The 25,232-nt window shown below is 43.9% G+C and carries 24 protein-coding genes; 14 read left to right on the top strand and 10 right to left on the bottom strand.

Translation table 11 applies throughout. The features are described from left to right. The first annotated feature begins 15 nt into the window (after positions 1 to 15). Positions 16 to 1,740, top strand: a complete 1,725-nt coding sequence (locus tag SFC25_RS12780) for a pyruvate oxidase (RefSeq protein WP_411215645.1) — start codon at positions 16 to 18, stop codon at positions 1,738 to 1,740. A gap of 32 nt (positions 1,741 to 1,772) precedes the next feature. Here SFC25_RS12780 and rnjA read toward each other — a convergent pair whose 3' ends face one another. Beyond that, complete coding sequence (gene rnjA / locus SFC25_RS12775; protein ID WP_411215644.1) at positions 1,773 to 3,440, bottom strand: ribonuclease J1; 1,668 nt, start codon at positions 3,438 to 3,440, stop codon at positions 1,773 to 1,775. Further along, complete coding sequence (locus SFC25_RS12770; protein WP_367543185.1) at positions 3,437 to 3,649, bottom strand: DNA-dependent RNA polymerase subunit epsilon; 213 nt, start codon at positions 3,647 to 3,649, stop codon at positions 3,437 to 3,439. Before SFC25_RS12770 ends, rnjA begins: the two co-directional genes overlap by 4 nt. A 461-nt stretch (positions 3,650 to 4,110) precedes the next feature. Between SFC25_RS12770 and SFC25_RS12765 the strand changes: the two genes are divergently transcribed. Next, positions 4,111 to 4,884: a Cof-type HAD-IIB family hydrolase gene (locus SFC25_RS12765; RefSeq protein WP_411215643.1), complete on the top strand. Its 774-nt coding sequence runs from the start codon at positions 4,111 to 4,113 to the stop codon at positions 4,882 to 4,884. Positions 4,885 to 4,918: 34 nt separating this feature from the next. Here SFC25_RS12765 and def read toward each other — a convergent pair whose 3' ends face one another. Then, positions 4,919 to 5,473, bottom strand: a complete 555-nt coding sequence (gene def, locus SFC25_RS12760) for a peptide deformylase (RefSeq protein WP_411215642.1) — start codon at positions 5,471 to 5,473, stop codon at positions 4,919 to 4,921. A gap of 179 nt (positions 5,474 to 5,652) precedes the next feature. Between def and SFC25_RS12755 the strand changes: the two genes are divergently transcribed. From SFC25_RS12755 to lpdA, 5 genes are all read left to right on the top strand, one after another. Continuing rightward, entirely contained in the window at positions 5,653 to 6,306 is a 654-nt protein-coding gene (locus SFC25_RS12755) for a YkyA family protein (protein WP_411215641.1), read from the top strand. A 403-nt stretch (positions 6,307 to 6,709) separates the two neighbouring features. Continuing rightward, entirely contained in the window at positions 6,710 to 7,753 is a 1,044-nt protein-coding gene (gene pdhA, locus SFC25_RS12750) for a pyruvate dehydrogenase (acetyl-transferring) E1 component subunit alpha (RefSeq protein WP_411215865.1), read from the top strand. Between the two features lie 3 nt (positions 7,754 to 7,756). Beyond that, positions 7,757 to 8,734: an alpha-ketoacid dehydrogenase subunit beta gene (locus SFC25_RS12745; RefSeq protein WP_095222984.1), complete on the top strand. Its 978-nt coding sequence runs from the start codon at positions 7,757 to 7,759 to the stop codon at positions 8,732 to 8,734. A gap of 24 nt (positions 8,735 to 8,758) precedes the next feature. Beyond that, positions 8,759 to 10,063: a dihydrolipoamide acetyltransferase family protein gene (locus SFC25_RS12740; RefSeq protein WP_095222985.1), complete on the top strand. Its 1,305-nt coding sequence runs from the start codon at positions 8,759 to 8,761 to the stop codon at positions 10,061 to 10,063. A 3-nt stretch (positions 10,064 to 10,066) separates the two neighbouring features. Next, positions 10,067 to 11,476 (top strand): dihydrolipoyl dehydrogenase, encoded by a 1,410-nt coding sequence (gene lpdA, locus SFC25_RS12735; protein WP_374075694.1) that lies wholly within the window; start codon positions 10,067 to 10,069, stop codon positions 11,474 to 11,476. An 11-nt stretch (positions 11,477 to 11,487) separates the two neighbouring features. On the opposite strand, the gene SFC25_RS12730 is transcribed toward lpdA, so the two are convergent. Together SFC25_RS12730 and SFC25_RS12725 are read right to left on the bottom strand one after the other, a co-directional pair. After that, the gene (locus SFC25_RS12730) at positions 11,488 to 12,519 is read right to left on the bottom strand and encodes a C45 family autoproteolytic acyltransferase/hydrolase (RefSeq protein ID WP_411215640.1); all 1,032 of its coding nucleotides are present in this window, start codon (positions 12,517 to 12,519) and stop codon (positions 11,488 to 11,490) included. 75 nt (positions 12,520 to 12,594) lie between these two features. After that, entirely contained in the window at positions 12,595 to 14,163 is a 1,569-nt protein-coding gene (locus SFC25_RS12725) for a glycine betaine uptake BCCT transporter (RefSeq protein ID WP_411215639.1), read from the bottom strand. Between the two features lie 208 nt (positions 14,164 to 14,371). Between SFC25_RS12725 and SFC25_RS12720 the strand changes: the two genes are divergently transcribed. Further along, a complete protein-coding gene (locus SFC25_RS12720) occupies positions 14,372 to 15,199 on the top strand; it encodes a polysaccharide deacetylase family protein (RefSeq protein ID WP_411215638.1) in 828 nt (275 codons plus the stop codon). Positions 15,200 to 15,225: 26 nt separating this feature from the next. Here the strand turns inward: SFC25_RS12720 and SFC25_RS12715 are convergent, their stop codons facing one another. Then, entirely contained in the window at positions 15,226 to 16,698 is a 1,473-nt protein-coding gene (locus SFC25_RS12715) for an aminotransferase class I/II-fold pyridoxal phosphate-dependent enzyme (protein WP_411215637.1), read from the bottom strand. A gap of 125 nt (positions 16,699 to 16,823) precedes the next feature. On the opposite strand from SFC25_RS12715, the gene SFC25_RS12710 reads away from it, so the two are divergent. Beyond that, positions 16,824 to 17,093, top strand: a complete 270-nt coding sequence (locus SFC25_RS12710; protein WP_411215636.1) for a UPF0223 family protein — start codon at positions 16,824 to 16,826, stop codon at positions 17,091 to 17,093. 38 nt (positions 17,094 to 17,131) lie between these two features. On the opposite strand, the gene SFC25_RS12705 is transcribed toward SFC25_RS12710, so the two are convergent. Then, positions 17,132 to 17,755, bottom strand: a complete 624-nt coding sequence (locus SFC25_RS12705) for a YktB family protein (protein ID WP_411215635.1) — start codon at positions 17,753 to 17,755, stop codon at positions 17,132 to 17,134. A gap of 142 nt (positions 17,756 to 17,897) precedes the next feature. Here SFC25_RS12705 and SFC25_RS12700 point away from each other — a divergent pair, with 142 nt between their 5' ends. Further along, positions 17,898 to 18,086: a hypothetical protein gene (locus SFC25_RS12700; protein ID WP_411215634.1), complete on the top strand. Its 189-nt coding sequence runs from the start codon at positions 17,898 to 17,900 to the stop codon at positions 18,084 to 18,086. 39 nt (positions 18,087 to 18,125) lie between these two features. Further along, positions 18,126 to 18,929, top strand: coding sequence for an inositol monophosphatase family protein (locus SFC25_RS12695; RefSeq protein ID WP_411215633.1), 804 nt, complete (start codon positions 18,126 to 18,128; stop codon positions 18,927 to 18,929). Between the two features lie 25 nt (positions 18,930 to 18,954). Here the strand turns inward: SFC25_RS12695 and SFC25_RS12690 are convergent, their stop codons facing one another. The 3 genes from SFC25_RS12690 to SFC25_RS12680 all read right to left on the bottom strand — a co-directional run bounded on the left by SFC25_RS12690 (position 18,955) and on the right by SFC25_RS12680 (position 19,922). Beyond that, positions 18,955 to 19,119: a DUF5325 family protein gene (locus SFC25_RS12690; RefSeq protein ID WP_164072046.1), complete on the bottom strand. Its 165-nt coding sequence runs from the start codon at positions 19,117 to 19,119 to the stop codon at positions 18,955 to 18,957. Between the two features lie 16 nt (positions 19,120 to 19,135). Further along, the gene (locus tag SFC25_RS12685) at positions 19,136 to 19,339 is read right to left on the bottom strand and encodes a YlaI family protein (protein ID WP_411215632.1); all 204 of its coding nucleotides are present in this window, start codon (positions 19,337 to 19,339) and stop codon (positions 19,136 to 19,138) included. Between the two features lie 118 nt (positions 19,340 to 19,457). After that, positions 19,458 to 19,922: a hypothetical protein gene (locus SFC25_RS12680; protein ID WP_411215631.1), complete on the bottom strand. Its 465-nt coding sequence runs from the start codon at positions 19,920 to 19,922 to the stop codon at positions 19,458 to 19,460. Between the two features lie 163 nt (positions 19,923 to 20,085). On the opposite strand from SFC25_RS12680, the gene SFC25_RS12675 reads away from it, so the two are divergent. The 3 genes from SFC25_RS12675 (at position 20,086) to pyc (ending at position 25,199) form a co-directional block, all read left to right on the top strand. Then, complete coding sequence (locus SFC25_RS12675) at positions 20,086 to 20,376, top strand: Fpa/YlaN family protein (protein WP_038559874.1); 291 nt, start codon at positions 20,086 to 20,088, stop codon at positions 20,374 to 20,376. A gap of 147 nt (positions 20,377 to 20,523) precedes the next feature. Further along, positions 20,524 to 21,768 carry a putative lipid II flippase FtsW gene (ftsW, locus tag SFC25_RS12670; RefSeq protein ID WP_411215630.1) on the top strand — a complete coding sequence of 415 codons (1,245 nt, stop codon included), beginning with the start codon at positions 20,524 to 20,526 and terminating at the stop codon, positions 21,766 to 21,768. Next, the gene (gene pyc / locus SFC25_RS12665) at positions 21,756 to 25,199 is read left to right on the top strand and encodes a pyruvate carboxylase (RefSeq protein WP_411215629.1); all 3,444 of its coding nucleotides are present in this window, start codon (positions 21,756 to 21,758) and stop codon (positions 25,197 to 25,199) included. The genes ftsW and pyc overlap by 13 nt, the downstream gene beginning before the upstream one ends. The last annotated feature ends 33 nt before the right edge of the window (positions 25,200 to 25,232 follow it).

The raw sequence follows: 25,232 nt of genomic DNA, 5'->3' as shown, positions 1-25,232 counted from the left end.
ACGGGAGATGTTATTATGTTTGAAAGAAGAACCGGAGCAGTACTTGCTGATCAGTTAGTCGATTGGGGTGTAGACCACATTTACGGGATACCCGGCGATTCGGTAAATGAATTCATCAGTGATTTACATAAGAAAGAGGAGGAACTGAAATTCATTCAAGTTCGTCATGAAGAAGCAGGTGCCCTTGCTGCTGCTGCCTATGCGAAGCTTACCGGTAAGCTCGGTGTCTGTCTATCGATTGCAGGACCAGGGGCAGTGCACTTGCTGAACGGTTTATATGATGCGCGGGAAGATAAAGCACCTGTTCTTGCCATAGTTGGACAAGTACCTAGCAATGAGCTGGGAACCGGTGCTTTCCAGGAAGTTAAACTGGAGCAAATGTTTGAAGACGTGGCTGTATTCAATGAAAGAGCGGAATCATTCGAACAACTTCCAGATCTTTTGAATCAAGCCATCCGGGAAGCATATGCCAATTCAGGTGTCAGCGTGCTTGTGGTTTCAGATGATCTGTTCGCTGAGAAGCATCCAGAAAAGCCGGGTAAAACGTCAGCTAATTACGCCAAGCCAAGAATTGCTCCTGCTAAGCAGGATCTTGAGGAAGCAGTAAAGCTGATCAATCAAGCGAAAAAACCAATTATCTTAGCAGGAAAAGGGGCGAAGCATGCCCGTACGGAGCTCCTGACATTTGCTGAGCATATAAAATCGCCGATTATTTTAAGCCTCCTTGCTAAAGGTATCATACCTGACCATCACAGCTATTGCTTGGGGCAGCATGGACAGATCGGAACAACTCCTTCCTATGAGGCCATTAATGAAGCAGATTTGCTGCTGCTTGTCGGTACCAGCTTCCCTTATCGTTCGTTCCTGCCGGATAACTTGCCAGCAATTCAAATTGATAACAAAGCGAGCGCTATCGGAAGTATTTATCCTGTGGAAGTTGGTTTACCGGGGGATGCCAAAGAAGTATTGGAGGAACTGACAAGAGTCACAGAGGAAAAGTTTGAAATGGATTACATCGAAAAATATCAAGACAAGATGAAAGAATGGCATACACAGCTTCAAATGCAAAAGAAAAGAGAAGAATCGCCAATTCAGCCTCCACAAATTATTTATGCGTTAGAAAAGAATATGGAAAAAGATGCTGTCATTTCATCCGATGTAGGAAATGTAACTGTTTGGACTACACGATATCTGCCATTGACACAACAGGATTTCATTGTATCGGGGCGACTTGCTACGATGGGCTGCGGACTTCCGGGTGCAATTGCAGCGAAGATGGCATATCCAGAAAAGCAAGCAATAGCCATATGCGGTGACGGCGGCTTTAGTATGAATATGCAGGACTTTGTCACCGCGGTAAAATACGATCTGCCAGTGAAAGTGATTGTCCTGAATAACAGTCAGCTTGGCTTGATCAAATTTGAACAGGCGACGATTGGTTCATCCAACTATGGAATTGATATGGGAGAAATGAATTTTGCTCAATTCGCTCAATCCTGCGGAGGAGAGGGCTACCGGGTTGAAAAATTCGAAGACTTGGAAACAAGCATCAAGCAAGCATTCCTCTCTGATAAGCCTGCGATAATTGATGTAGTGATTGAGGATATGGCGCCTCTGCCAGGGAAGATATCCTATCAGCAGGCTGTGAAGTATACAGAATATCTAATCAAAGAGTTCTTCTCTACCGGGAAAATAGAGCTCCCGAATATGAAGGAGTCAGTCAAACGTTTATTGAAATAAGAAAAGCCTGAGCGATAAGCTCAGGCTTTTTATCATACTTCCATGATGATTGGAAGTACCATAGGACGGCGTTTTGTTTTTTCGAACAAGAACGGCGCGATTGTATCTGTAATTTCATTTTTGATTTCAGACCACTGTGTTGTTTTTCTTTCCATCACTTTATTCAGATGGGCAGAAACGATTTTTTGTGCCTCGTTGATAAGGTCTTCTGATTCACGCATGTATACGAAACCGCGGGAAATGATATCCGGACCTGAAGCAATGCGGAATTCTTTCATATTGATGCTTACAACAACAATGACAAGTCCTTCTTCGGAAAGGATGCGGCGATCACGTAATACGATATTACCGATATCCCCAATACCGCTGCCGTCCACATAGATAGAACCAGATGGAATCTTGCCTGCAATGGCAGCACTATCTTTACCTAATGCGAGGACATCCCCGTTATCCATGATGAATGAATTCTCTTCGCTGATACCAGTAAGCTTACCAAGTTTCATATGCTCTACAAGCATACGGTATTCCCCGTGGATTGGCATGAAGTATTTCGGATTCATCAAACGGAGCATCAGCTTCTGTTCTTCTTGACTGCCGTGACCGGAAGTATGGATGTTGTTTAATGCTCCATGAATAACGTCCGCTCCTGCGCGATACAGCATGTTGATAATACGGCTTACACTAATCGCGTTACCCGGAATCGGTGAAGACGAGAAGACAACCGAATCACCAGGCTGAATCTGAATCTGGCGATGTGTTCCATTAGCGATACGGGAAAGTGCAGCCATTGGTTCACCTTGAGAACCAGTACATAGAATAACAACTTCATTCGCTGGAAGGCGATTGATCTGATGCGAATCAATGAATGTTTCCTTTGGTGCATTGATGAATCCAAGTTCGATACCCAGGTTGATATTTGTTTCCATACTTCTTCCGAAGATGGCTACTTTACGTCCTGTTTTCACAGCTGAATCGATTACTTGCTGCAACCGGTGAATGTTGGATGCGAAAGTAGCAAATATCAAGCGGCCGTCAACGCGTCTGAAAATATCGCTGATACTTTCACCGACAACGCGTTCGGACATCGTGAACCCTGGTACTTCACTGTTAGTTGAGTCGGATAGTAAGCAAAGTACGCCTTCTTTGCCGATTTCAGCCATTTTTGCTATGTCAGCTGGCTGTCCGACCGGAGTGAAATCAAATTTGAAGTCACCGGTATGCACGATGTTGCCTGGAGGGGTCTTGACGACTACACCGAACGATTCCGGGATACTGTGTGTTGTACGGAAGAAGCTGACAGAAGTCTTTCTGAACTTAATGATGTCATCTTCTCCGTAAATGTTAAGCTTGGCATTACGCAATAGACCATGCTCATCCAATTTATTTTTGATCATCCCCATCGCAAGTTTCCCTGCATAAATCGGAATGTTCACTTCTTTCAAGAGGTAAGGTACGCCGCCGATGTGGTCTTCGTGACCATGTGTGATGAACAAGCCTTTGACTTTATCCTGATTTTGTACGATGTAAGTGAAATCCGGAATAACGTAGTCGATACCAAGAAGCTCGTCCTCAGGGAACTTGATTCCTGCATCGATAATGATGATTTCATCCTGGAATTGGACCCCATACATGTTTTTGCCGATTTCTCCGAGTCCGCCAATGGCAAAAACAGCTGTTTGGTCATTTTTTACGAATTTCATTTCGCTTGCTCCAATTTGAAGTCTTCGGATTGCTTCTCATATGCAAGATGTGCTTCATCGAGCGGCTGGATGAACTCGATGTTGATGTCACGATCTGCTAGTGTGTTACGTACCTGTCTTATACTTTCCGCTTCCATGTACAAGCTTTTAGAGCGTTCACGTACAGGAATCTCGGAAGGGTTTTCCTGATAAAATACTTTGAATACCATATTTATCTCTCCTATTCTTATGGTTGACAATTGCTTTATATCCATAACGAACGGAGCAAGTCTTTATAATACCGAATTGCTGACGTATTGCTATTCAGTTAGATCTTGTCCGCACGTAGTAGGCACTCGTCGTTTTTGGCCAAATAAATCTTTCCACCGTTTCTTTAACTTTTCCTTCAAACGCTTGAGCACACGAAGCAACTCCTTTCGTTTCGCAGAAAAGCAAGAAAAAACGTTTACCCGTCCAATCCCTCTTACTTAACAGTATAGTATGAAAACGCTAAGATGAAAACAAAAACACAGCATACTTTCAAAAAAACTGCCGATAAAAGGAAGGGATGGTTGTTTTCTCTTGGGATTCATGTAAAGATATTTTTCGACGAACCTGCATAACTTATACTCGATTATAAGAAGTAGAGAAGAAAGATGCAAGGGCAGGAAGACTAGGAGGAGGATGTACTATGGACAAAAGAATCGTATTCCTGGATATCGATGGCACTATTTTGAACACAAAGGGTGAAATCCCCGAGGCAACAAAAGAAGCTGTCCAGGCACTGAAGGATAATGGTCATTATGTTGCAATTGCGACGGGGCGGGCTCCATTCATGTTTGAAGATATCCGAAAAGAGCTTGGTATTACCTCATTTGTAAGCTATAACGGTCAGTACGTCGTCTTCGAAGGGGAAGTCATCCATCGCAATCCGATTAAACGTGAGTATCTGCTGCATTTATATAATGAAGCGTCCCAGAAAGAGCACGCAATGGTGTTTATGGGGGATACCATCATGAAAGCATCGGAAACTGACAATAACTTTGTGCGCGACAGTCTGGCATCTCTTGGTTTTACATATCCGGAAATTGATAAAGACTATTTCCACCATGAGCCGATTTATCAAGCACTCCTGTTTTGTGAAGAGCATGAACTGGAAGATTATGCGGCTCACCATGAGCATGTTCGATTCATCCGATGGCATCCGCTCTCCAGCGACGTCCTGCCTGGAGATGGTTCCAAGAAGATCGGGGTCATGAAACTGCTGGAAGCAGCCGGTCTTTCTGCGGAATCAAGCTATGCATGCGGAGATGGACTGAATGATTTGGAGATGATCGAATTCGCAGGTACGGGAATTGTGATGGGAAATGCTGTACCGGAATTGAAGGAACTGGCAGACATCCAAACTGTTCATGTGGATGAAGACGGCCTTGCGCTTGGTCTGAAAGAGGCTGGGTTGATATAAAAAAAAATGCGCACTCTTAAAGAGTGCGCATTTTTTATAATTCAATCGGTTTGGAGTTATCCGGTTGTGCGAAAGGATCCTCTTTATTGATACGATCATAGAACATCGTTCCGTTTAAATGATCGATTTCATGCTGGAAGACAACGGCTGCATAGCCCTTCAAGCGAAGTTTGACCTCTTTGCCTTCCAATGTGACAGCCTTGACTGTAATCCGGGAATAGCGAGGTACATAACCTGGAACTTCGCGGTCAACCGACAGGCAGCCTTCTCCGCTCATCAAATACGTACTTTCGACAGAATGACTGACGATTTTCGGATTAAAAAGACCGTATTCATAGAAGGTGCCGTTAGGATCTTCGAAATAGACGGCTATCATACGTTTGGAAATGCCGATTTGCGGTGCAGCAAGACCTACGCCGGGGCGAAGGTCATATTTTGTCGCAATATCCTCATCTTGGCTGTTTTTCAAGTATTCAAGCATATCTGTCAATGTCTGTTTATCTTCTTCCGATGCAGGCAGTTCCACGTCTTGTGCAACTTGTTCAAGAATCGGATTGCCTTCGCGGATAATATCTTCCATGGTAATCATGCTGATCACTCCTTGCGCTGTTACTTTTCCGTTCTATAGTGTATCACAAGAATGTCCCGCTGACACCAGAATCGGTTTAGAGATTCGTTTATCGTATTTCTTTAACGAATTTTCTGTTTAGTATACAATGTAGGAGAATACATAGAAGCTGTGGGAAACATGGCAGAGGAGGATACGTTTTGCGCAAGCTAGGATTAGGCATACTCCTGATGGGGAGCGCTGTGGGACTCACTGCATGTAACAATGCATCGCCAGAGGAACAAGTTTATAATCATTTGGAAGAAACTGTGTCCCTTGAATCAGGATATGTCGAACAGCAAGAGTCTTTGACAGATTTGGAAAAGAAAGAACAGGACTTATACAATGAGATTTTACAGCTGGGTACGGATGAACTGGATCAAATAAAAAGTAAATCCCAGGAAGCGATCGACTTGATCGGGCAGCGTAAAGATGCGCTTGCGAAAGAAAAAGAAAGCTTGGATGAGGCAGAAGCTGAGTTCAAAGAAGTGGATCCTATCATCAATGAGCTGGAAAGCGATGATGCAAAGCAGAAGGCCCAAACACTTTACGATACGATGGAGAAGCGTTACAGTGCATATGACCAGCTTCATGAAGCATATGCAAAAGCGTTGGAAGAAGATAACGCCTTATATGAAATGTTCCAGCAAGATGATATTACGCAGGATGAATTAACAAGTCAGATCGAAAAGATCAATGCCGGTTATGAAAAAATCAAATCAGCTAATGAAGAGTTCAATACACAGACAGAAGCATTCAATGAACAAAAACAGCAGTTCTATGAAGCCGCAGGTCTGAATGTAGAGAACGGATAAGTAATAACCCTTTTCTCAGTGTGAGAAGAGGGTTTTTTTAATTGTACTGATACAGTGTTAAAATATTGTGTAGTACAGATGGGAATTGGAGAATTGTGAAGATTTCTTTAATACCGTTTTCATAAATTATTGGCAATATCTAATCTAAGTTGTTGACGTTTTCCGGCAAGATAAGCTAAACTATAACAGGACATGAATTGTATCACTATTTGTTATCATGATTTATGTAACAGTTTTGTGTACTTCAGTTGTAACCGGTTAAAAGAGGGGATGCAGCGGGTACAGTAAACTATTGTGGTACTTCCAGTGTTTTTGGAAAGGCTATTACAGTAAATATAGTTCTAGGAAGGATAGGTGACTAGCTTTGAAACGTACGCTAGAAGGTATTGAAGAGCAGTTTGAAATGTTTCAAATCCTTAACGAAGATGGCGAAGTTGTAAACGAAGAAGCTTTGCCGGATTTGTCAGATGAAGAATTGAAGGAATTAATGCACAGAATGGTATACACGCGCATTCTTGATCAGCGCTCCATCGCATTGAATAGACAAGGTAGATTAGGATTCTACGCTCCTACAGCAGGTCAGGAAGCGTCCCAGCTTGGAACGCACTTTGCATTGGAGAAAGAGGACTTCATCCTACCTGGATACCGTGATGTACCACAGCTTATCTGGCACGGTCTTCCGCTTTACCAGGCATTCCTATTTTCCCGTGGTCACTTCCATGGTAACCAATTCCCTGAAGGTGTGAACGCGCTTAGCCCGCAGATCATCATCGGTGCTCAGTACACACAAGCAGCTGGTGTTGCGTTAGGTATGAAACGCCGCGGCAAGAAATCCGTTGCGATCACTTACACAGGTGACGGCGGTACTTCTGAGGGAGACTTCTACGAAGGTATGAACTTTGCAGCTGTTTATGATGCACCTGCTATCTTCGTTGTACAAAACAACCACTTTGCTATCTCTGTTCCTCGTGAGAAACAGACGAAAGCAAAAACGTTGGCACAAAAAGCAGTTGCAGTTGGTATTCCTGGAATCCAAGTAGATGGCATGGACGTACTTGCTGTATATGCGGCTACAAAACAAGCTCGTGAGCGTGCGATCAACGGTGAAGGTCCTACTTTGATCGAAACACTTACTTACCGTTACGGCCCGCACACAATGGCTGGTGATGACCCAACTCGCTACCGTACAGAAGAAATGGATACTGAGTGGGAAAGACAAGATCCATTGGTACGTTTCCGCAAGTACTTGGAAGCAAAAGGCCTATGGTCAGAAGAAGAAGAAAACAAAGTGATCGATCAAGCGAAAGAAGAAATCAAAGCTGCGATCAAAGATGCGGATAACTATCCGAAAATGAAAGTATCCGACTTGATCAACAACATGTACGAAGTACTTCCTTCTAACCTTGAAGAACAATTGGAAGTGTACAAAGAAAAGGAGTCGAAGTAAGTCATGGCACAAATGACAATGATCCAAGCAATCACTGATGCTCTCCGTACGGAACTGAAGAATGACGAAAACGTTATGGTCTTCGGGGAAGACGTTGGTAAAAACGGCGGCGTATTCCGTGCTACTGAAGGTCTGCAAGCTGAATTCGGCGAGGACCGCGTATTCGATACACCACTTGCAGAATCTGCAATCGGCGGTATGGCTGTAGGTCTTGCGATCGAAGGCTTCCGTCCAGTACCTGAAATCCAGTTCTTTGGCTTCGTATACGAAGTTATGGATGCAATCAGCGGACAATTGGCTCGTTTGCGCTACCGTTCCGGCGGCACGCAAAACGCTCCTGTTACAATCCGTGCGCCATTCGGCGGCGGTGTGCATACTCCTGAACTGCACGCGGATTCCCTTGAAGGACTTATGGCACAACAGCCTGGTCTTAAAGTTGTTATCCCATCCAACCCTTATGATGCAAAAGGTCTTTTGATCTCTGCGATCCGCGATAACGATCCAGTTATCTACCTTGAGCACATGAAACTTTACCGTTCATTCCGTGAAGAGGTTCCTGAAGAGGAATACACAGTTGAAATCGGTAAAGCTGCTGTTAAACGTGAAGGTACTGATGTAACATTGATCGCTTATGGCGCAATGGTTCAAGCTTCTTTGAAAGCTGCAGAAGAACTTGAGAAAAACAATGTATCTGCTGAAGTAATCGACTTGCGTACTGTAAGCCCGATCGATCTTGATACAGTTCTTGCATCTGTTAAGAAAACTGGCCGTGTTGTAGTTGTGCAGGAAGCACAGCGTCAAGCTGGTATCGCTGCTCACTTGATCTCTGAGATCCAAGAGCGCGCTATCCTTCATCTTGAAGCACCAGTTATGCGTGTTGCAGCACCGGATACTGTATTTGCTTTCTCACAAGCAGAAGAAGTATGGCTTCCAAACCATAACGACATCGTTGAAAAAGCGAACGAAGTAATCAATTTCTAAAAGCAGAATCAGGAGGTAATTATTTTGGCTTTCGAATTCAAAATGCCGGATATCGGTGAAGGTATTCACGAAGGTGAAATCGTAAAATGGTTCGTCAAAGAAGGCGACACAGTAGCAGAGGACGACGTACTTTGCGAAGTCCAAAACGATAAAGCAGTAGTTGAAATCCCATCTCCTTACGAGGGTACAGTAAGCAAGATCTCTGTAGGCGAAGGTGAAGTAGCAATCGTTGGTGATACACTTATCACATTCGATGGCGAAGCTGGCGATGCTGCTGGCGGAGATGCTCCGGCTCCAGCTGAGCAGGAACAGACTTCCATCCAAGCTAATGGTACGGAATCCAACGAAACTGTTGAAAAGATCAAAGAAGAAGGCCCTAAAGCTGAAGCTGGCGAAGCTCCATCTGGCGATCTAATCATCGCAATGCCTTCTGTACGCAAATATGCTCGTGAGCAAGGCGTAGACATCAAACAAGTATCTGGTTCTGGTAAAGGCGGCCGTGTACTAGCTGAAGATATCGACAGCTTCAAAAACGGCGGCGCTGCGAAAGCTGCACCACAAGCTGAAGCTGCTCAAGAGCCTGCTGCTGAACAAAAACAATCTGCTCCAGTTGTTTCTGGTGATGAATACCCTGAATCCAGAGAGAAAATGAGCGGTATCCGTCGTGCAATCGCTAAGGCGATGGTTACTTCTAAAACTACAGCTCCTCACGTTACACTGATGGATGAAGTAGATGTAACTGAGCTTGTTGCTCATCGTAAGAAATTCAAAGCTGTTGCAGCTGAAAAAGAAATCAAGCTAACGTATCTTCCATACGTTGCCAAAGCGCTTGTTTCTGTATTGAAAAACTTCCCGATCTTGAACTCTTCCATCGACGATGCGACAGACGAGATCGTTACAAAACATTATTACAACATCGGTATTGCAGCTGACACTGAAAAAGGTCTTCTTGTACCAGTTGTGAAAAATGCGGATCGCAAATCCATCTTTACTATTTCCCAGGAAATCAACGAGCTTGCTGTTAAAGCGCGTGATGGAAAACTTGCTCCGAATGAAATGAAAGGTGCTTCCAGCACTATCTCTAACATCGGTTCTGCAGGCGGTCAGTGGTTCACTCCGGTAATCAACTACCCTGAAGCAGCTATCCTAGGTGTTGGACGTATTGCTGAAAAAGCAATCGTTAAAGACGGCGAGATCGTTGCAGCTCCAGTGCTTGCACTTTCTCTAAGCTTCGACCATAGAATCGTTGATGGTGCAACTGCTCAAACAGCAATGAACCACTTGAAACGTCTATTGGCTGATCCACAACTAATCATGATGGAGGGATAAGAAATGGTAGTAGGAGACTTCCCAATCGAATTAGATACTCTTGTGGTAGGTGCGGGACCTGGCGGCTATGTAGCTGCCATCCGCGCTGCACAAGAAGGTCAAAAAGTAACAGTAGTAGAAAAAGGAAACCTTGGCGGTGTTTGTTTGAACGTCGGCTGTATTCCTTCCAAAGCATTGATCCAAGCGGGCCACAAAGCGGAATACGCTCATGGTGATGCAGATCTTGGTATCTCTACTGAAGGTGCAAAAGTAGACTTCTCCAAAGTACAGGATTGGAAAGCTAGTGTTGTAAACAAGCTTACTTCCGGTGTTGGCAGTCTATTGAAAGGCAACAAAGTAGACGTTGTAAGCGGTGAAGTTTACTTCGTAGACAAAAACACTGTTAAAGTAATGGATGAGAAGAGCTCTCAGACTTACACTTTCAACAACTGTATCATTGCAACTGGTTCTACACCGATCGAGCTTCCAAGCTTCAAATACTCTGATCGCGTACTAGATTCAACTGGTGCACTTAACCTGAAAGAAATTCCTAAGAAACTTGTTGTTATCGGCGGCGGTTACGTAGGAATCGAGCTTGGTACTGCTTATGCTAACTTCGGTACAGAAGTTACTGTCCTTGAAGGATTGAAAGACATCCTTGGCGGCTTCGAGAAACAAATGACTTCCCTTGTTTCCCGCAGACTTAAGAAAAAAGGCGTTAACATCGTTACAGAAGCAATGGCTAAAGGCGTTGAAGAAACAGCTGACGGCGTAAAAGTAACGTATGAAGCAAAAGGTAAAGAAGAAACTATCGATGCTGATTATGTACTTGTTACAGTTGGTCGTCGCCCTAATACTTCCGAACTTGGTTTGGAAGGAGTAGGTATCAAGATGACTGACCGCGGACTTATCGAAATCGATGAGCAATGCCGTACAAACATCGAAAACATTTATGCAATCGGTGATATCGTAGAAGGCCCGCCACTTGCACACAAAGCTTCTTACGAAGGTAAGATTGCTGCGGAAGCAATCAGCGGCAAACCATCTGCTATCGATTACAATGGTATTCCGATGGTAGTCTTCTCTGAGCCTGAACTTGCTTCTGTAGGTCATACAGAACAGTCGGCTAAAGATGCTGGCTACAAAGTAAAAGCTTCTAAATTCCCATTTGCTGCAAATGGTCGTGCGCTATCTCTTAACGACAGTGATGGTTTCATGAAACTAATCACTCGTGAAGAAGACGGTGTTATCCTTGGCGCTCAAATCGCTGGTCCAAATGCGAGCGATATGATTGCTGAGCTTGGCCTTGCTGTTGAATCTGGAATTACAGCTGAAGATATTGCACTTACAATCCATGCTCACCCATCTCTTGGTGAGATCACTATGGAAGCTGCTGAAGTTGCAATCGGTACACCAATCCATATCGTAAAATAATATAAGAGAGCCTATCCCTCGGGGATAGGCTCTTTTTTTATTTCTCCATATAATGTATCGATGCTTAAATCCCTGCCTGCAAACCAATCCTCTATATTTAGCTCTACCCGATTACCTCGCGCTAGGGCTGTTATCAATTGTTTGGTTTGAAAAGAATAAGCGAAGCTGTGTAAAGTACCGAACAGTTTATCATAATCATCAAAGAAGAGGGGAGAAGCAGCATCAGAAAATAAATCAAATAATTGTTCCTGTGTCATTGTGGACGTATCTGTATGGAGAAGGAATGTATCTCGTTTAGCGGAACTCGTCATATCTTGTCGATTAAAAACTTCTAATTCGCCGTGCAGAAAGTGGTTAACACAATTCAAGCCTGTTGTGGAAGAACGGACACAAATTTTCTCAGGAGTGACTTCTATGACAGCATGTTCCCCTTTGGCATCCCCAACTGAGAAATTATAGCAAGCTGCATGGGGCAGTTCTTTGAATAAGTCAATTACTTCCTGAGTCGTTTCACATGTATCAAGTGCAATCCTAATAACAGTCCAGGCAGACAAGCCTTTTCGGTATCCTGCATTACTGACAAAGTGAAGGCCTATCGCCAACCCTTTTTCGTTTACTCCATCGTGTCGGCCTATTAGCTGAAGGTTATATCCAATTGATCCATAAGCCTCGTTTGGCGCTATAAAGCTAAGGCAATGATCGTAAAGGGTAGGACTAAAATCATAATTGCGCACGTAGTGGTACTGATCCACATAAGCGGAACAGCCAAGAGCATGGGGTCTTGGCATATTATAACCACTGAATTGTACAGCTGCTTCCTGCAGCGTCATATTCAAGCCATCTGCCAAACCCTGCAGTTCATCTATTAAATGGGGAGCATAATCCGAAAACAAAGCTTTTATTTCTTCATAATCATTTTTTTGATAAGAAAGCTGGCTGAAATGCTGGAGAATAGGATTATCAGCATAAACATCAGCTGTTTTCTTTCCTATGTTATATGCACCTCCTCTTGCTTGGATGATAGACGCTTGAATTTGTTCCATAACATCACCTCTTTTACAGAATATCCTTCGATAAAATTTTATGGAAGTCCTGCAAAAAAGAAAAAGACAGGAGAATTAATCTCCTGTCTTTTTCACTTTTGATTCTGTTTTATTATCTAAATTCAGTCGTTTTGCTTCCTTTTTAAGGGTGATGATTAAGGATACAACTACCAAGATCAGTATAATGGCAAATGGGAAGGCTGCAATGATGGAAGCCGTCTGAAGTGCACCCAGTCCGTCTGCACCACCAACCCATAGCAAAATCGCAGCTGTTGCGGACTGAATTAAGCCCCAAATCAATTTAACTGTCTTGGAAGGGTTCAAGTCACCATTTGTTGTCTGCATACCTAATACGAAAGTAGCTGAGTCTGCAGAAGTGATAAAGAATGTGGCAATAAGCAGCAATGCCAGAACGGAAAGAACTAATCCTCCTGGAAGCTGTGATAGCATTGCGAACAATCCTACTTCTTCTCCAAGCGCTGAGATGTCACCGAATATATCGATATTCTGGAAGTATTCCATATGAATTCCTGTCGCGCCGAATACAGCAAACCAAATTGCTCCAAATATTGTTGGAACAAGCAGAACCCCAGTAACAAACTCTCTTATAGTCCGACCTCTTGATACTCTGGCGATGAAGGTTGCAACGAATGGAGCCCATGCAATCCACCATGCCCAATAGAATAGTGTCCAATCTCCTATCCAAGAATTATCCTGCTCATAAGGTGTCAGGCGCAAACTCCACTCTGGGAGGTGCTGGACATATTGTCCCAATGATGTAACAAAGGAACTGAGAATAAAATTAGTAGGGCCGATAAACAGTACAGCAAGCATAAGAAGAACTGCAAACACTATGTTAGCATTACTCAGAATCTTAATTCCTCTATCCAAGCCCGTCAGTGCTGATCCTAAGAATAGAACAGTAACTATTACGATAATAAGCAATTCAGTTCCGAAAGTTGGTTCTATACCTTCAAATAGGTAAGATATACCACCGCTAATTTGAATGGCACCTAAGCCGAGTGAAGTGGCTACTCCAAATATAGTAGCAAATACTGCTATAATATCGATTACTTTACCGAGCGGACCATAAACGCGTTCACCGAAGATTGGTTCCAAAATGGCACTAATTACGCCACCTTTGGATTGTTTGCGGAAGGTGAAATAAGCAATTGCCAACGCAAGTATTGCATAAGTGGCCCAAGGATGCAGTCCCCAGTGGAAGAAGCTATAAGAAAGGGCAGTTGTACCGGCTTCAGCAGTCTGTGCATCGTCTACGATCGTCGGAGGATTATTGAAATGGTTGAGTGGTTCGGAAGCTCCCCAGAATACCAAGCCAATACCCATACCTGCACTAAATAGCATAGCAAACCAAGATATGTAGCTGTACTCTGGTTTGTCATCAGGTTTGCCTAATGTGATTTTCCCGTATTTGGAGAACATGAGGAAAAATGCGAAACCGAGGAAAATTGTAGTAGCAATCAAGTAGAACCAGCCAAACTGATCAATAAGGAAGGTTTGAATGGTATTAGTTACATTTGCTGTATTTCCATTGGGAAGTACAGATTCCGGAATGCTGCCCCAAATTAGGAAAGCTACCACAATTCCGATTCCCCACCAAAATACACTTGTTGTTTTCTTCATAAGAAATTCCTTTCTGCTTTAAAGCTCGTATAATAGTGCGTAAGTGAATAGTATAACAATGTCTCCTAGAAGTTCCTACCCGTTATGGTAAATTAGTAAACCTTTACCGGTACATTTCTCCTAATCTCGACAAATAATGACCTTCTTGCATTACAAGTCCAAATATTTCCTCTATAATGGCAGTACTAACAATTTGGAGGTTTTTGCAGTGAAGAGATTCTTAGTATTTCCCATGCTTATCGGCTTATCCAGCGTGTTGATCACTGGTTGTGCCAGTTCAGAGCAAACGAGTACTGAGTCGAATAATACGGAGAGTACAGAGAGCGCGTCTTCTGAACAGAATCAAACAAAGCAAGATGATCAGGAGCAAGACGCAGAACAGCAGAAAGCAGAGGAACAGCAGGAACCGCAATATAAAGTCTCGGAAGTGTCTTCCATCATTCCGATCGACGATGCCGAAGCGCAGGTAGCACTTCTGACTTTTGATGATGCTCCGGACAAGCATGCGCTTGAAATAGCTGAATCATTAAAGGAAGCTGATGCACCGGCAATCTTTTTCGTAAATGGTCACTTTTTGACAACGGATGAAGAAAAAGAAACATTGAAAAAAATTCATGATATGGGCTTTGCGATCGGTAACCATACATACAGTCATGCGAATATGAACGATTTGACTGAAGAAGAAGCAAAAGAAGAAATTCTCAAAGTGAACGAACAGGTGGAAGAAATCATTGGGGAGAAGCCAGAATTCTTCCGGGCTCCGTTTGGGGAGAATACGGATTACAGCAGGCAGCTCGCAGAAGATGAAGGAATGACGGTGATGAATTGGACATATGGGTATGATTGGGAAAGCCAGTACCAAAATAGTGACGCTTTAGCAGATATCATGGTTAACACAGAACTGCTAGGTAATGGGGCCAATCTTCTCATGCATGACCGGGAATGGACAGCCGCAGCAGTTCCAGACATTGTTTCGGGCTTGAGAGATAAGGGCTATGAGCTTGTCGATCCAGAAACGATTGAGCGGCCTATATAAAAAAACTCCCCACATGGGGAGTTTTTTTATTGGAAGGCATGGTGCTCTTTGATTACGCGTATATACTCGATCGATTCGTCCATCAAACCCTGGACAGGCAAACCAGCTTCCAAGTTTCGTTTAATATAACTGATATTATCAGCGCTGATGATTTCACCAGGGATGAAAATCGGAATTCCAGGGGGATAAACCATGATAGATTCAGCACTGATACGGCCTTCTGCTTCTTCAAGTGGGATTGCTTCTGTATCAGCATAAAAAGCATCACGTGGACTTAAGGATAAGACAGGTATCTCAGGTATAGATACTTCGATTTCGGTAGCTGATATTTCTGCTTGATGAAGGTCTGCCAAATCTGCCAATGCATCTATAAGCTGCTGAACCTCGATAACTGTATCAGCAGGTGTAATCAGAAACAGCAAGTTATACAAGTCGGAAAGTTCAACCTCGATATTTTTCTCTTTTCGCAGCCAGCGTTCGGCTTCGCTTCCGGATATACCAAGCTGTTTTACAGACACAAGCAGCTTGGTCGGATCCATCGCAAAAGCAGCCTCTGAACCGAGAATTTCCTTACCAGCGCAATAGAGTCCATCGATGTCGTTAATACTTTGTCGTGCGTCATTTGCCAGCTGAATGGCTCGTGAGTTCATATCCTGGCCTGTCGTAGCGAGCTGGCGGCGGGCTGCATCCAATGAAGCGAGCAGGATATATGACGTACTTGTAGATGTGAGCATGGACAGAACCGTCTGAACCTGTTCATGACGCACCAATCCCTCACGCAGATTCAGGATAGAGCTTTGTGTGAGAGATCCTCCAAGCTTGTGCACACTGGTTGCCGCAAGGTCTGCGCCTGCTGCCATTGCTGAAACTGGCATGTCATCGTGAAAGTGAATATGAACACCATGAGCTTCGTCGACGAGAACAGGGACTTCATGACGGTGGGATATGTCAACGATACGTGCTAAATCGGCAGCCACACCAAAGTAAGTCGGATTTATGACGAGTACAGCTTTAGCATCCGGATTCGCTTCCAGTGCTTTTTCGACAGCTTCCGGTGTGATTCCGTGTGAGATACCGAGTTTGTGATCCAGCTGAGGATGCACGAAAACAGGTATCGCTCCGGAGAAGATAAGCGCACTGGTCACGGATTTATGGACATTCCGCGGTACAATGATTTTATCTCCAGGTTTGCATACGCTCATGACCATTGCCATGATCGGCGTACTTGTTCCTTGGACAGAAAAGAACGTATAGTCTGCTCCGAAGGCTTTTGCAGCAAGCTGCTGAGCTTCTTGGATCATCCCGTGAGGGTGATGCAAGTCGTCCAGAGGTTCTATATTTATCAAATCGATGGAAAGAGCATTCTCTCCTATAAATTCTGAGAATTCCTTATCCATTCCTTTGCCGGTTTTATGTCCTGGTATATGAAACTGTAATGGTTTGTTCGCAGCATGCTTGCGCACACCGTCGAACAGTGGTGCATTTTCTTGTGAAAACATCTTAGCTGACACCTCTTTACATGTTAAAAACAAAAGAATTATAGCAAAACTACATCAGGATTACTAGCATCGCATGGAAAGTTATTTTCGTGTTACACTATTATCCAGGGAAAAGGAGGGATAGAATGAATTACAGCTATCCAATAGATGAAACATGGACGAAAGCTGAGATCATTGATGTGGTAAATTTCTTCTCATTAGTGGAACGTACATATGAAGATGGAATTGTGCGGGAAGATCTGATGCTCGCGTATGAACGATTCAAGCAGATTGTACCTTCTAAATCAGAAGAAAAACAGCTGGATGCAAAGTTTCAAAAAGATTCCGGGTATTCCAGCTATAGAGCAGTTCAAAAAGCAAAGGCTGCATCTCCAGGTGAAAAAATTAAGATGTAAAAAGATCCCCTTCTTATTAAGAGGGGGATCTTTTTATATTATACAGGCTCATAAGCAGCCTGTTCATAAAGTATAGCTGTATGTTTTAAGACATCCTGGCATACTTTAAGGAAAGCTTCCTTAGAAGCAAGTGCGGGATCATCTGGCTGCAGATGAACTCCGCATACTAGTTCAGCTTTTTTTACATGCTGCAGTCGATCAGCGATTTTGTCGTATAGCTCATCAGAAATGGGAGAAGCATCAGGTTTCATGTGATCCATGGACCAGACGTAATGAGAAGGAATGGACTCTAGAATCTGTTTTTTTGCTTCTGTCATTTTGTGGCCGACTGTTTCCTTTAATGGACTTTCATAAATAAGTGCAAACTGGACGAAGACATGTGTACCCCATAAGCCAATCTGAAAATGAGGCAGCTTTTTATATCCGCGTTTGCTCGAAGCAAGGGCGGACCAAGTATCGTTCGGTGCATTTTTTGTACGCCGCGCATGCTTTGCTACATGGACATACATATCATTGTCTGTCACATGCTCAGCGTATGGAGCCAGTTCTGTTGCAAGCATCTCCAATTTTGGAGAAAGTCTGCTGCGCAGCACTTCCATTCTTTCATCTAAACCATCTATTGTAAAAACATCGAAATCTTCTTTAGTGAATAATGCTGTCATCTGTGTCACTCCTTGCAGAAATCTCCCTTCATCATACCCGTCCAATAGGTAAAATGCAAGCGAGGAAAGGTTTACAAACCGCACAGCAGTGGTAAAAAGAAACAACTTGATAGATGGTATAAATAGATAGGAGGAGATGAAGATGCGTGATGTAATGGAGGCTTTACGAAAAAGGGAAGCCCAGGAAAAGGTGCCTGCTATACGTCTTGAAATCGATTATTATCTAGTTACTTTGCATGATGCCATGCAGGAGGAAGATGACAAAGCTGTTAAGGAAACAAAAGCGAAGCTTCGAGTACTGAGTGAGCAATTGAATCGGTTCGAATCGTGAACCATTTGTGATAAGCTAGTGGAAAGAATGGGGGACCACATGATGGAGCAATCAATGAAGCATACATTGCATAAGCAAGCACAACAGTGGGTGCTGGAAGCGGGGCGGCTTATCAAAGAGAAAATGGATGAACCATTGGAGATCATGACAAAGTCAAACCCGAAGGATCTTGTAACAAAGATGGATAAAGCCGTTGAAACATTCTTCTTGGAGAAGATACGTGAGAACTACCCATCACACAAAGTGTTGGGGGAGGAAGGTATTGGAGAAGCGGTTTCTGAAACGAAGGGCACAGTTTGGATAATCGATCCGATAGACGGCACGATGAATTTTGTCCATCAGAAAACCAATTTCGCTATTTCAGTAGGGATTATACATGACGGCATTGCGGAAATCGGGATAATTTATAATGTGATGGAGGATACACTTTATCATGCAAAGCGTGGTGAAGGAGCATTCAAGGATGATTTCCAGCTTCCAAAGCTTCCAGAAAAGACACTTGATCAATCCATTATCGAGCTGAACCATTTCTGGCTCTGCCCGAACCGCCGGGTGAATGAAGAAAAGCTGCAGCAGCTCGTTTATCGTGCAATGGGTACACGTGCATATGGATCAGCAGCCTTGGAGCTAGCTTTCCTGGCTGAAGGAATTACGGATGCGTACCTGACTTTCAGTCTGCAGCCATGGGATTATGCGGGCGGTTTTGTACTTCTGCAGGAAGTAGGGGGAAAACTGACAGATGCAACAGGTGAGCCTGTCGATTTCCTGAATAAGACGACAGTAGTTGCAGCCAATAGCAGCATTCACGAGGAATTGATCAAGGATTACATCGAATTGAAATAAAAAAAGACGGGTTAGCCCGTCTTTTTTACTGTCCTTTTCGTTTAGCGAAGATACCGGCACCCATAATGAAGAAACCGGCGATGATCGCGACTGTCATTAAGCCATAGTTTTGATAGCTGATCGTCACGCCTGCTGCTACGAAGCAAGCAATCACCAATATTGCAGTCAGTAAAGCTAATCCCTTTGACATCGTCTCACCTCATTTATTAAATTAAAGGTTCATCTGTCTTCTTTTCCCGGTATAAATTGAAATTCCCGGTGGCTTTGCGTTCCTTCGTCCGCAATGAGATACGGTCTGAGCAATCATTGCATATATGCATGGTATTACGCCGATTCCGCAGTTTCTTCGCATGCGGACTTCCATCATCTATTTCTTCGACTTTATCGCAAAGTACACATTTTACACGCATGCTATCACCTCAGGAGAGTATAATACTTTTTCAGTTTACCATACGATATGCTATTGTGTGTATCTCACAAAAAGTCTCTATCAGTCATATCCGCTTATAGTAGATTCTAAACAGCGATTCAGCAGATCTTTATTTGACGGATTGCTTTAATTGGATCCTCTTTCCTGCTGGGCAGATAGCAGTGGGCAGGTCCTGTTTCCTTGATGCTGCGTCCATCTACCGCAAATAGGAACATGCTTGCCTTAAGTTCATCTAAGGGAACGACCTCTTCCCCAGAGTCTGTCAGAAACACAGCATGCGAGGCATCTTCTTGTATACAGGCTGTTTTGAGAAAATCGGAGATGGGCATGACATAACTGTTTTCAAGCGCCATTTTTCTCTCGGCCTTTGTCAGGCTCTTGTTGATAGGCGGCTTCATCTTTTGCTGATAAACAGAGCGATCCCAATGTTTTTCTTCCGAAGCAGGAACAGACTCGACTTCTTTAAAAGCGTTTTCAAAAAGGATTTTGCGATCATCAAAAATCCACACGGACGGATCAAGTGTGAGCGAAAAATCCACTTTCCCAGTCAGGGTGATTACCATATAACGACACTTCCTTTTCCAGAGTATCTACAAATACAGCTTAACATAAAGAATGTGACAATTGACAACGATTCGACAAAAATATTACCAGGACGTGTCTTGCAATTTAGCAGGACTACCGCTAGAATTGTATAGAAGAAGTCTGTTTAACGGAGGGATAATATTGATATCTGAGATCACCGTTAGTAATCAAGAGAAAGCATATGCCCTTCTTTTGGCGGATGCTGATAAAATACTTAAATTAATCAAAGTACAGATGGACAATTTGACAATGCCGCAATGTCCGCTTTATGAAGAAGTACTCGATACACAAATGTTTGGTTTGTCACGTGAGATAGATTTTGCAATTCGATTGAATCTCGTGAAAGAAGAAGATGGAAAAGAGCTTCTTGAAAACTTGGAAAGGCAGTTGAATGTGCTGCATGAGGCAGCGCAGCGGTCTATGCGTCCTTAAAGCTTACGGCCGCCTGCAATTGCTTGTACGGGCATCCCATACGAAAGATGAAACCCCATTGCCCTTTAATTCGGCGGGGTTTTTTTATTATTCTATGAATCTGGCGATTTGTATCGATCGTAAAATACATACTATGGGAGCTTTAAAATGAAAAAAAGATTGCGTAATTTCGATTTTACTTTGCTATTTACTCCGCTTCTGCTGACTGTTTTCGGAGCAGTGATGATTTACAGTGCGAGCTATACGGTGGCAGTAGTCAAATATGATGCTTCACCAACGTTCTTTTTTGTCAGATCGTTGATGTGGATTACTTTAGCTTTGCCAGTTTATGCATTTTTCTGTTTTGTACCATATCAAAAGTTCCAAAAATGGGTTAAGCCAATTTTACTGGTAGTTGTTGTCTTGCTGATTCTCGTCTTATTCACACCAAAAGCAAACGGATCGCGTTCATGGTTTGACCTCGGATTTTTCAGTTTGCAGCCGGCGGAACTGGCCAAAGTAGCCATGATAATTTACCTTTCTGCAGTCTATGCAAAAAAACAGAAGTATCTTGATAGTTTCTCCAAAGGTGTTTTGCCGCCGCTTATTGCATTAGGGCTTATTCTTGGCTTGATAGTGATCCAGCCGGATGTTGGTTCGGCTTCTATCGTATTCCTGATTTCATGTTCGATCATAATCAGTGCCGGTATACGTTTAAGGCATTTGAGTCTATTGATTGCTGCAGGTGTCGGACTTATACTCGCTGTATTGCCGCATATGATCAACGAAGAACGTATCTCACGCTTCACTGGAGCTTATCAGCCATTCAGTGATGAGAATGTCCAGGATGGCGGATTTCAGCTTGTTCAATCCTATCTTGCCATCGGAAATGGCGGTATTTTCGGCGATGGATTGGGACAAGGCATCCAAAAGCTCGGTTATTTGCCGGAGCCGCACACAGACTTTATCATGGCTGTCATAGCGGAGGAGCTTGGATTTATCGGGGTTGCTGCTGTATTGGCGATGCTCGCGATCATCGTGCTGCGCGGATTATATATCGCTAGACAATGCCGTGACAGCTTCGGTTCTTTATTGGCAATAGGCATTTCGTCGATGGTGGGAATCCAGACCTTCATTAATCTGGGCGCAATCACCGGTCTATTGCCAATCACTGGTGTTACGCTGCCATTTGTCAGTTATGGCGGTACATCCTTGATGATTCTATTCGCTTCTATGGGTATATTGAATAATATTGCCAAGCATGTACGTTCGCAAGAGCTGATAGTGTCAGAAAGCACCTTCACGCAGGACAAGCGGGGAAGACGTCCCTCCAATCGACAGAGGATCCGCACCACTAGTACTACTACACAAACCAGGGAAAAGACTAGAGGAGGAGAACGATGGACGAACTAAGGGGAATCAACAAAGTTCTAGTAGCAAATAGAGGGGAAATTGCGATACGTGTATTCCGAGCTTGTGTCGAGCTTGGGATACATACGGTCGCGATCTATTCAAAAGAGGATAAATCCTCCAGTCACCGCTTCAAAGCGGATGAGGCATATTTAGTCGGCGAGGGGAAAAAGCCGATTGATGCCTATCTTGATATCGAGAATATTCTTGAAATTGCAAAAACTTCCGGTGCAGATGCTATTCATCCAGGCTACGGATTCCTTTCTGAGAATATCCACTTTGCCAGACGCTGTGAAGAAGAAGGGATCATCTTCATTGGTCCGCGCAGCGAACAGCTGGATATGTTCGGGGATAAAGTGAAGGCGAGACAGCAGGCGTTACTAGCTGAAATACCAGTCATTCCAGGAAGTGACGGACCAGTTCAAAACCTGGATGAAGTGGAAGCTTTCGCTGCTTCACACGATTATCCGATCATCATCAAAGCTTCATTGGGAGGCGGCGGACGCGGCATGCGTGTCGTGCGCTCGGCAGATGAACTCGCTGAGGCTTATGAGCGAGCGAAATCAGAAGCGAAAGCTGCGTTTGGCAGTGATGAAGTGTATGTGGAGAAGCTTATTGAGAATCCAAAACACATCGAGGTACAGATCCTGGGAGATAGCGCCGGCAATATAATTCATTTGTACGAACGCGACTGTTCCATACAAAGAAGGCATCAAAAAGTTATAGAAGTAGCTCCAAGTGTCGGTCTGCCGGAATCGCTTCGGATTGCTATTTGTGATGCTGCTGTTAAATTAATGAAGAATGTTTCCTATTTGAATGCAGGAACAGTTGAATTTCTTGTAGCGGATAACAAGTTCTATTTCATTGAGGTTAATCCTCGCGTTCAAGTGGAGCATACGATTACTGAATTGGTTACAGGTGTGGATATCGTTCAAACACAGCTTTTGCTGGCTCAAGGTTACAGCCTTTCGGATGAACGTCTACATATCCCGGCACAATCTGAGATCAAAACAAACGGCTATGCGATCCAAGCACGTGTGACAACGGAGGATCCGCTTAACAACTTTATGCCGGATACCGGAAAAATCATGGCTTATCGTTCCAGCGGCGGATTTGGTGTTCGTCTGGATGGCGGAAATGCGTTCCAGGGCTCTGTGATTAGCTCCTACTATGATTCCTTGCTAGTAAAGGTATCAACGTGGGCAGCAGATTATAAACAGGCTGCTTACAAAATGGAAAGGAACCTTCGAGAGTTCCGTATCCGAGGCATCAAGACGAACATTCCTTTCCTGGAAAACGTCATTTTGCATGACAAGTTTTTATCTGCAGATTATACAACTAGCTTTATTGACGAAACTCCGGAGCTGTTTGTCTTCCCGAAACGTCAGGATAGAGGAACGAAAATGCTCCAGTATATCGGGTACACAACTGTTAACGGATTTGATGGCAGCGGCAAGGTTGAAAAACCTGATTTTCCGTATCCGAGAGTTCCGAAGCTTGCAAAAGAGCTTGATTATCAGAATGGATCAAAACAGATTCTTGATGCGCACGGTCCGGAGGGACTGGCTGACTGGCTGAAACAGCAGGAAGAAGTGTTGCTGACGGATACAACTTTCCGGGATGCTCACCAATCATTGCTTGCTACACGTGTAAGAACGAAGGATCTTTTAACAATAGCTGAGCCAACTGCCAAACTATTGCCGAACCTATTTTCTGTCGAGATGTGGGGTGGTGCTACCTTCGACGTAGCTTATCGATTCCTGAAGGAAGACCCGTGGGAGCGCTTGGCTAAACTGCGTGAAAAAATGCCTAACGTGCTATTCCAAATGCTGCTTCGTGCAAGCAATGCTGTCGGGTACAAAAACTATCCGGACAACGTAGTTGAAAAATTCGTCAAAGAAAGTGCCGAAGCCGGCATTGATGTGTACCGTATCTTCGATAGCTTGAACTGGATTGAGAACATGAAGCCAGCTATTGAGGCTGTCCGCAACCAAAATAAAGTGGCAGAAGCTGCGCTTTGCTACAGCGGGGATATCCTGGATCCGAGCCGGACGAAATATGATCTTTCATATTATACGAAGATGGCGAAAGAGCTTGAAGCAGCAGGTGCTCATATCATCGGAATAAAAGACATGGCAGGACTGCTTAAACCGCAGGCTGCTTATGACCTTGTCAGTGCTTTGAAGGATACCGTATCAATTCCGATTCATTTGCATACGCATGATACAAGCGGTAACGGAGTTTTGACATATGTGAAGGCTGTAGAAGCAGGTGTTGATGTTGTCGATGTTGCGGCAGGCTCTATGGCTGGTCTTACTTCCCAGCCGAGCGCAAGCTCCTTCTACCACGCGATGCAGGGGATGGAGCGCAGACCGTCCATCAATGTTGAAAACTATGATGAGCTGGGATCATATTGGGAAGATGTCCGCACTCGCTACAGTGATTTCGAAAGCGGTATGAAGGCTCCGCATGCTGAAGTATATCTGCATGAAATGCCAGGCGGACAATACAGCAACTTGCTGCAGCAGGCTAATGCAGTTGGACTAGGTGATCGCTGGGATGAAGTGAAGGTCATGTACAGAAGGGTAAACGACCTTTTCGGCGATGTAATCAAGGTTACACCATCCTCCAAGGTAGTAGGTGACATGGCATTATTCATGGTTCAAAACGACTTGGATGAAACAAGTGTCATCGAGAGAGGCGCAGCGCTCGACTTCCCTGATTCTGTTATCGAATTCGCACAAGGGTATCTTGGGCAGCCTTATGGCGGCTTCCCGAAAGAATTGCAGAAGGTCATTGTAAAGGATCGGGAGGTAATCACCGAACGACCGGGCAAATTGTTGCCGCCTGTCGATTTTGATGAGCTGCGAAATGAATTGGATGAAAAAGTGGAAGCTGACATTACAGAACAGGACGTTACTGCTTACTCCTTGTATCCGAAAGTGTTTGAAACTTACGCAGCTTTCAAAGAAGCGTACGGTGACTTGTCTGTATTGACAACTCCAACGTTCTTCTACGGTATGAAGCTGGATGAAGAAATCGAAGTGGAAATCGAACCAGGAAAGACCCTGATCGTAAAGCTTGTCGCAATTGGTGAAGCAGGTCCGGATGCAATGCGGACGATTTACTTCGAATTTAACGGGCAGCCTCGAGAGGTGCTGGTCCGCGATGAACAGGTACAGGCAACAGTTAAGACGACGCCAAAAGCTGATAAACAGAATAAGAAGCATATTGGTGCGACAATGCCTGGAACAGTTATCAGATCACTCGTCACTGGCGGAGAGCAAGTACAAAAAGGACAGCAGCTTCTTATTACAGAAGCGATGAAGATGGAAACAACTGTACAAGCGCCATTTGATGGGAAAATCAAAGACGTATATGTAAAAGATGGAGAACCGATTCAGGTTGGAGATTTGCTTGTAGAATTCGAATAAAAAAAGGTCCGCTGCTGTTAAAGCAGCGGACCT

The sequence above is a fragment of the Terribacillus saccharophilus genome (assembly GCF_046592595.1).
Taxonomy (GTDB): Bacteria; Bacillota; Bacilli; order Bacillales; family Amphibacillaceae; genus Terribacillus; species Terribacillus saccharophilus_C.
Note: the sequence above shows the minus strand (reverse complement) of the source record. Positions and strands in the feature narration are given on the sequence as shown.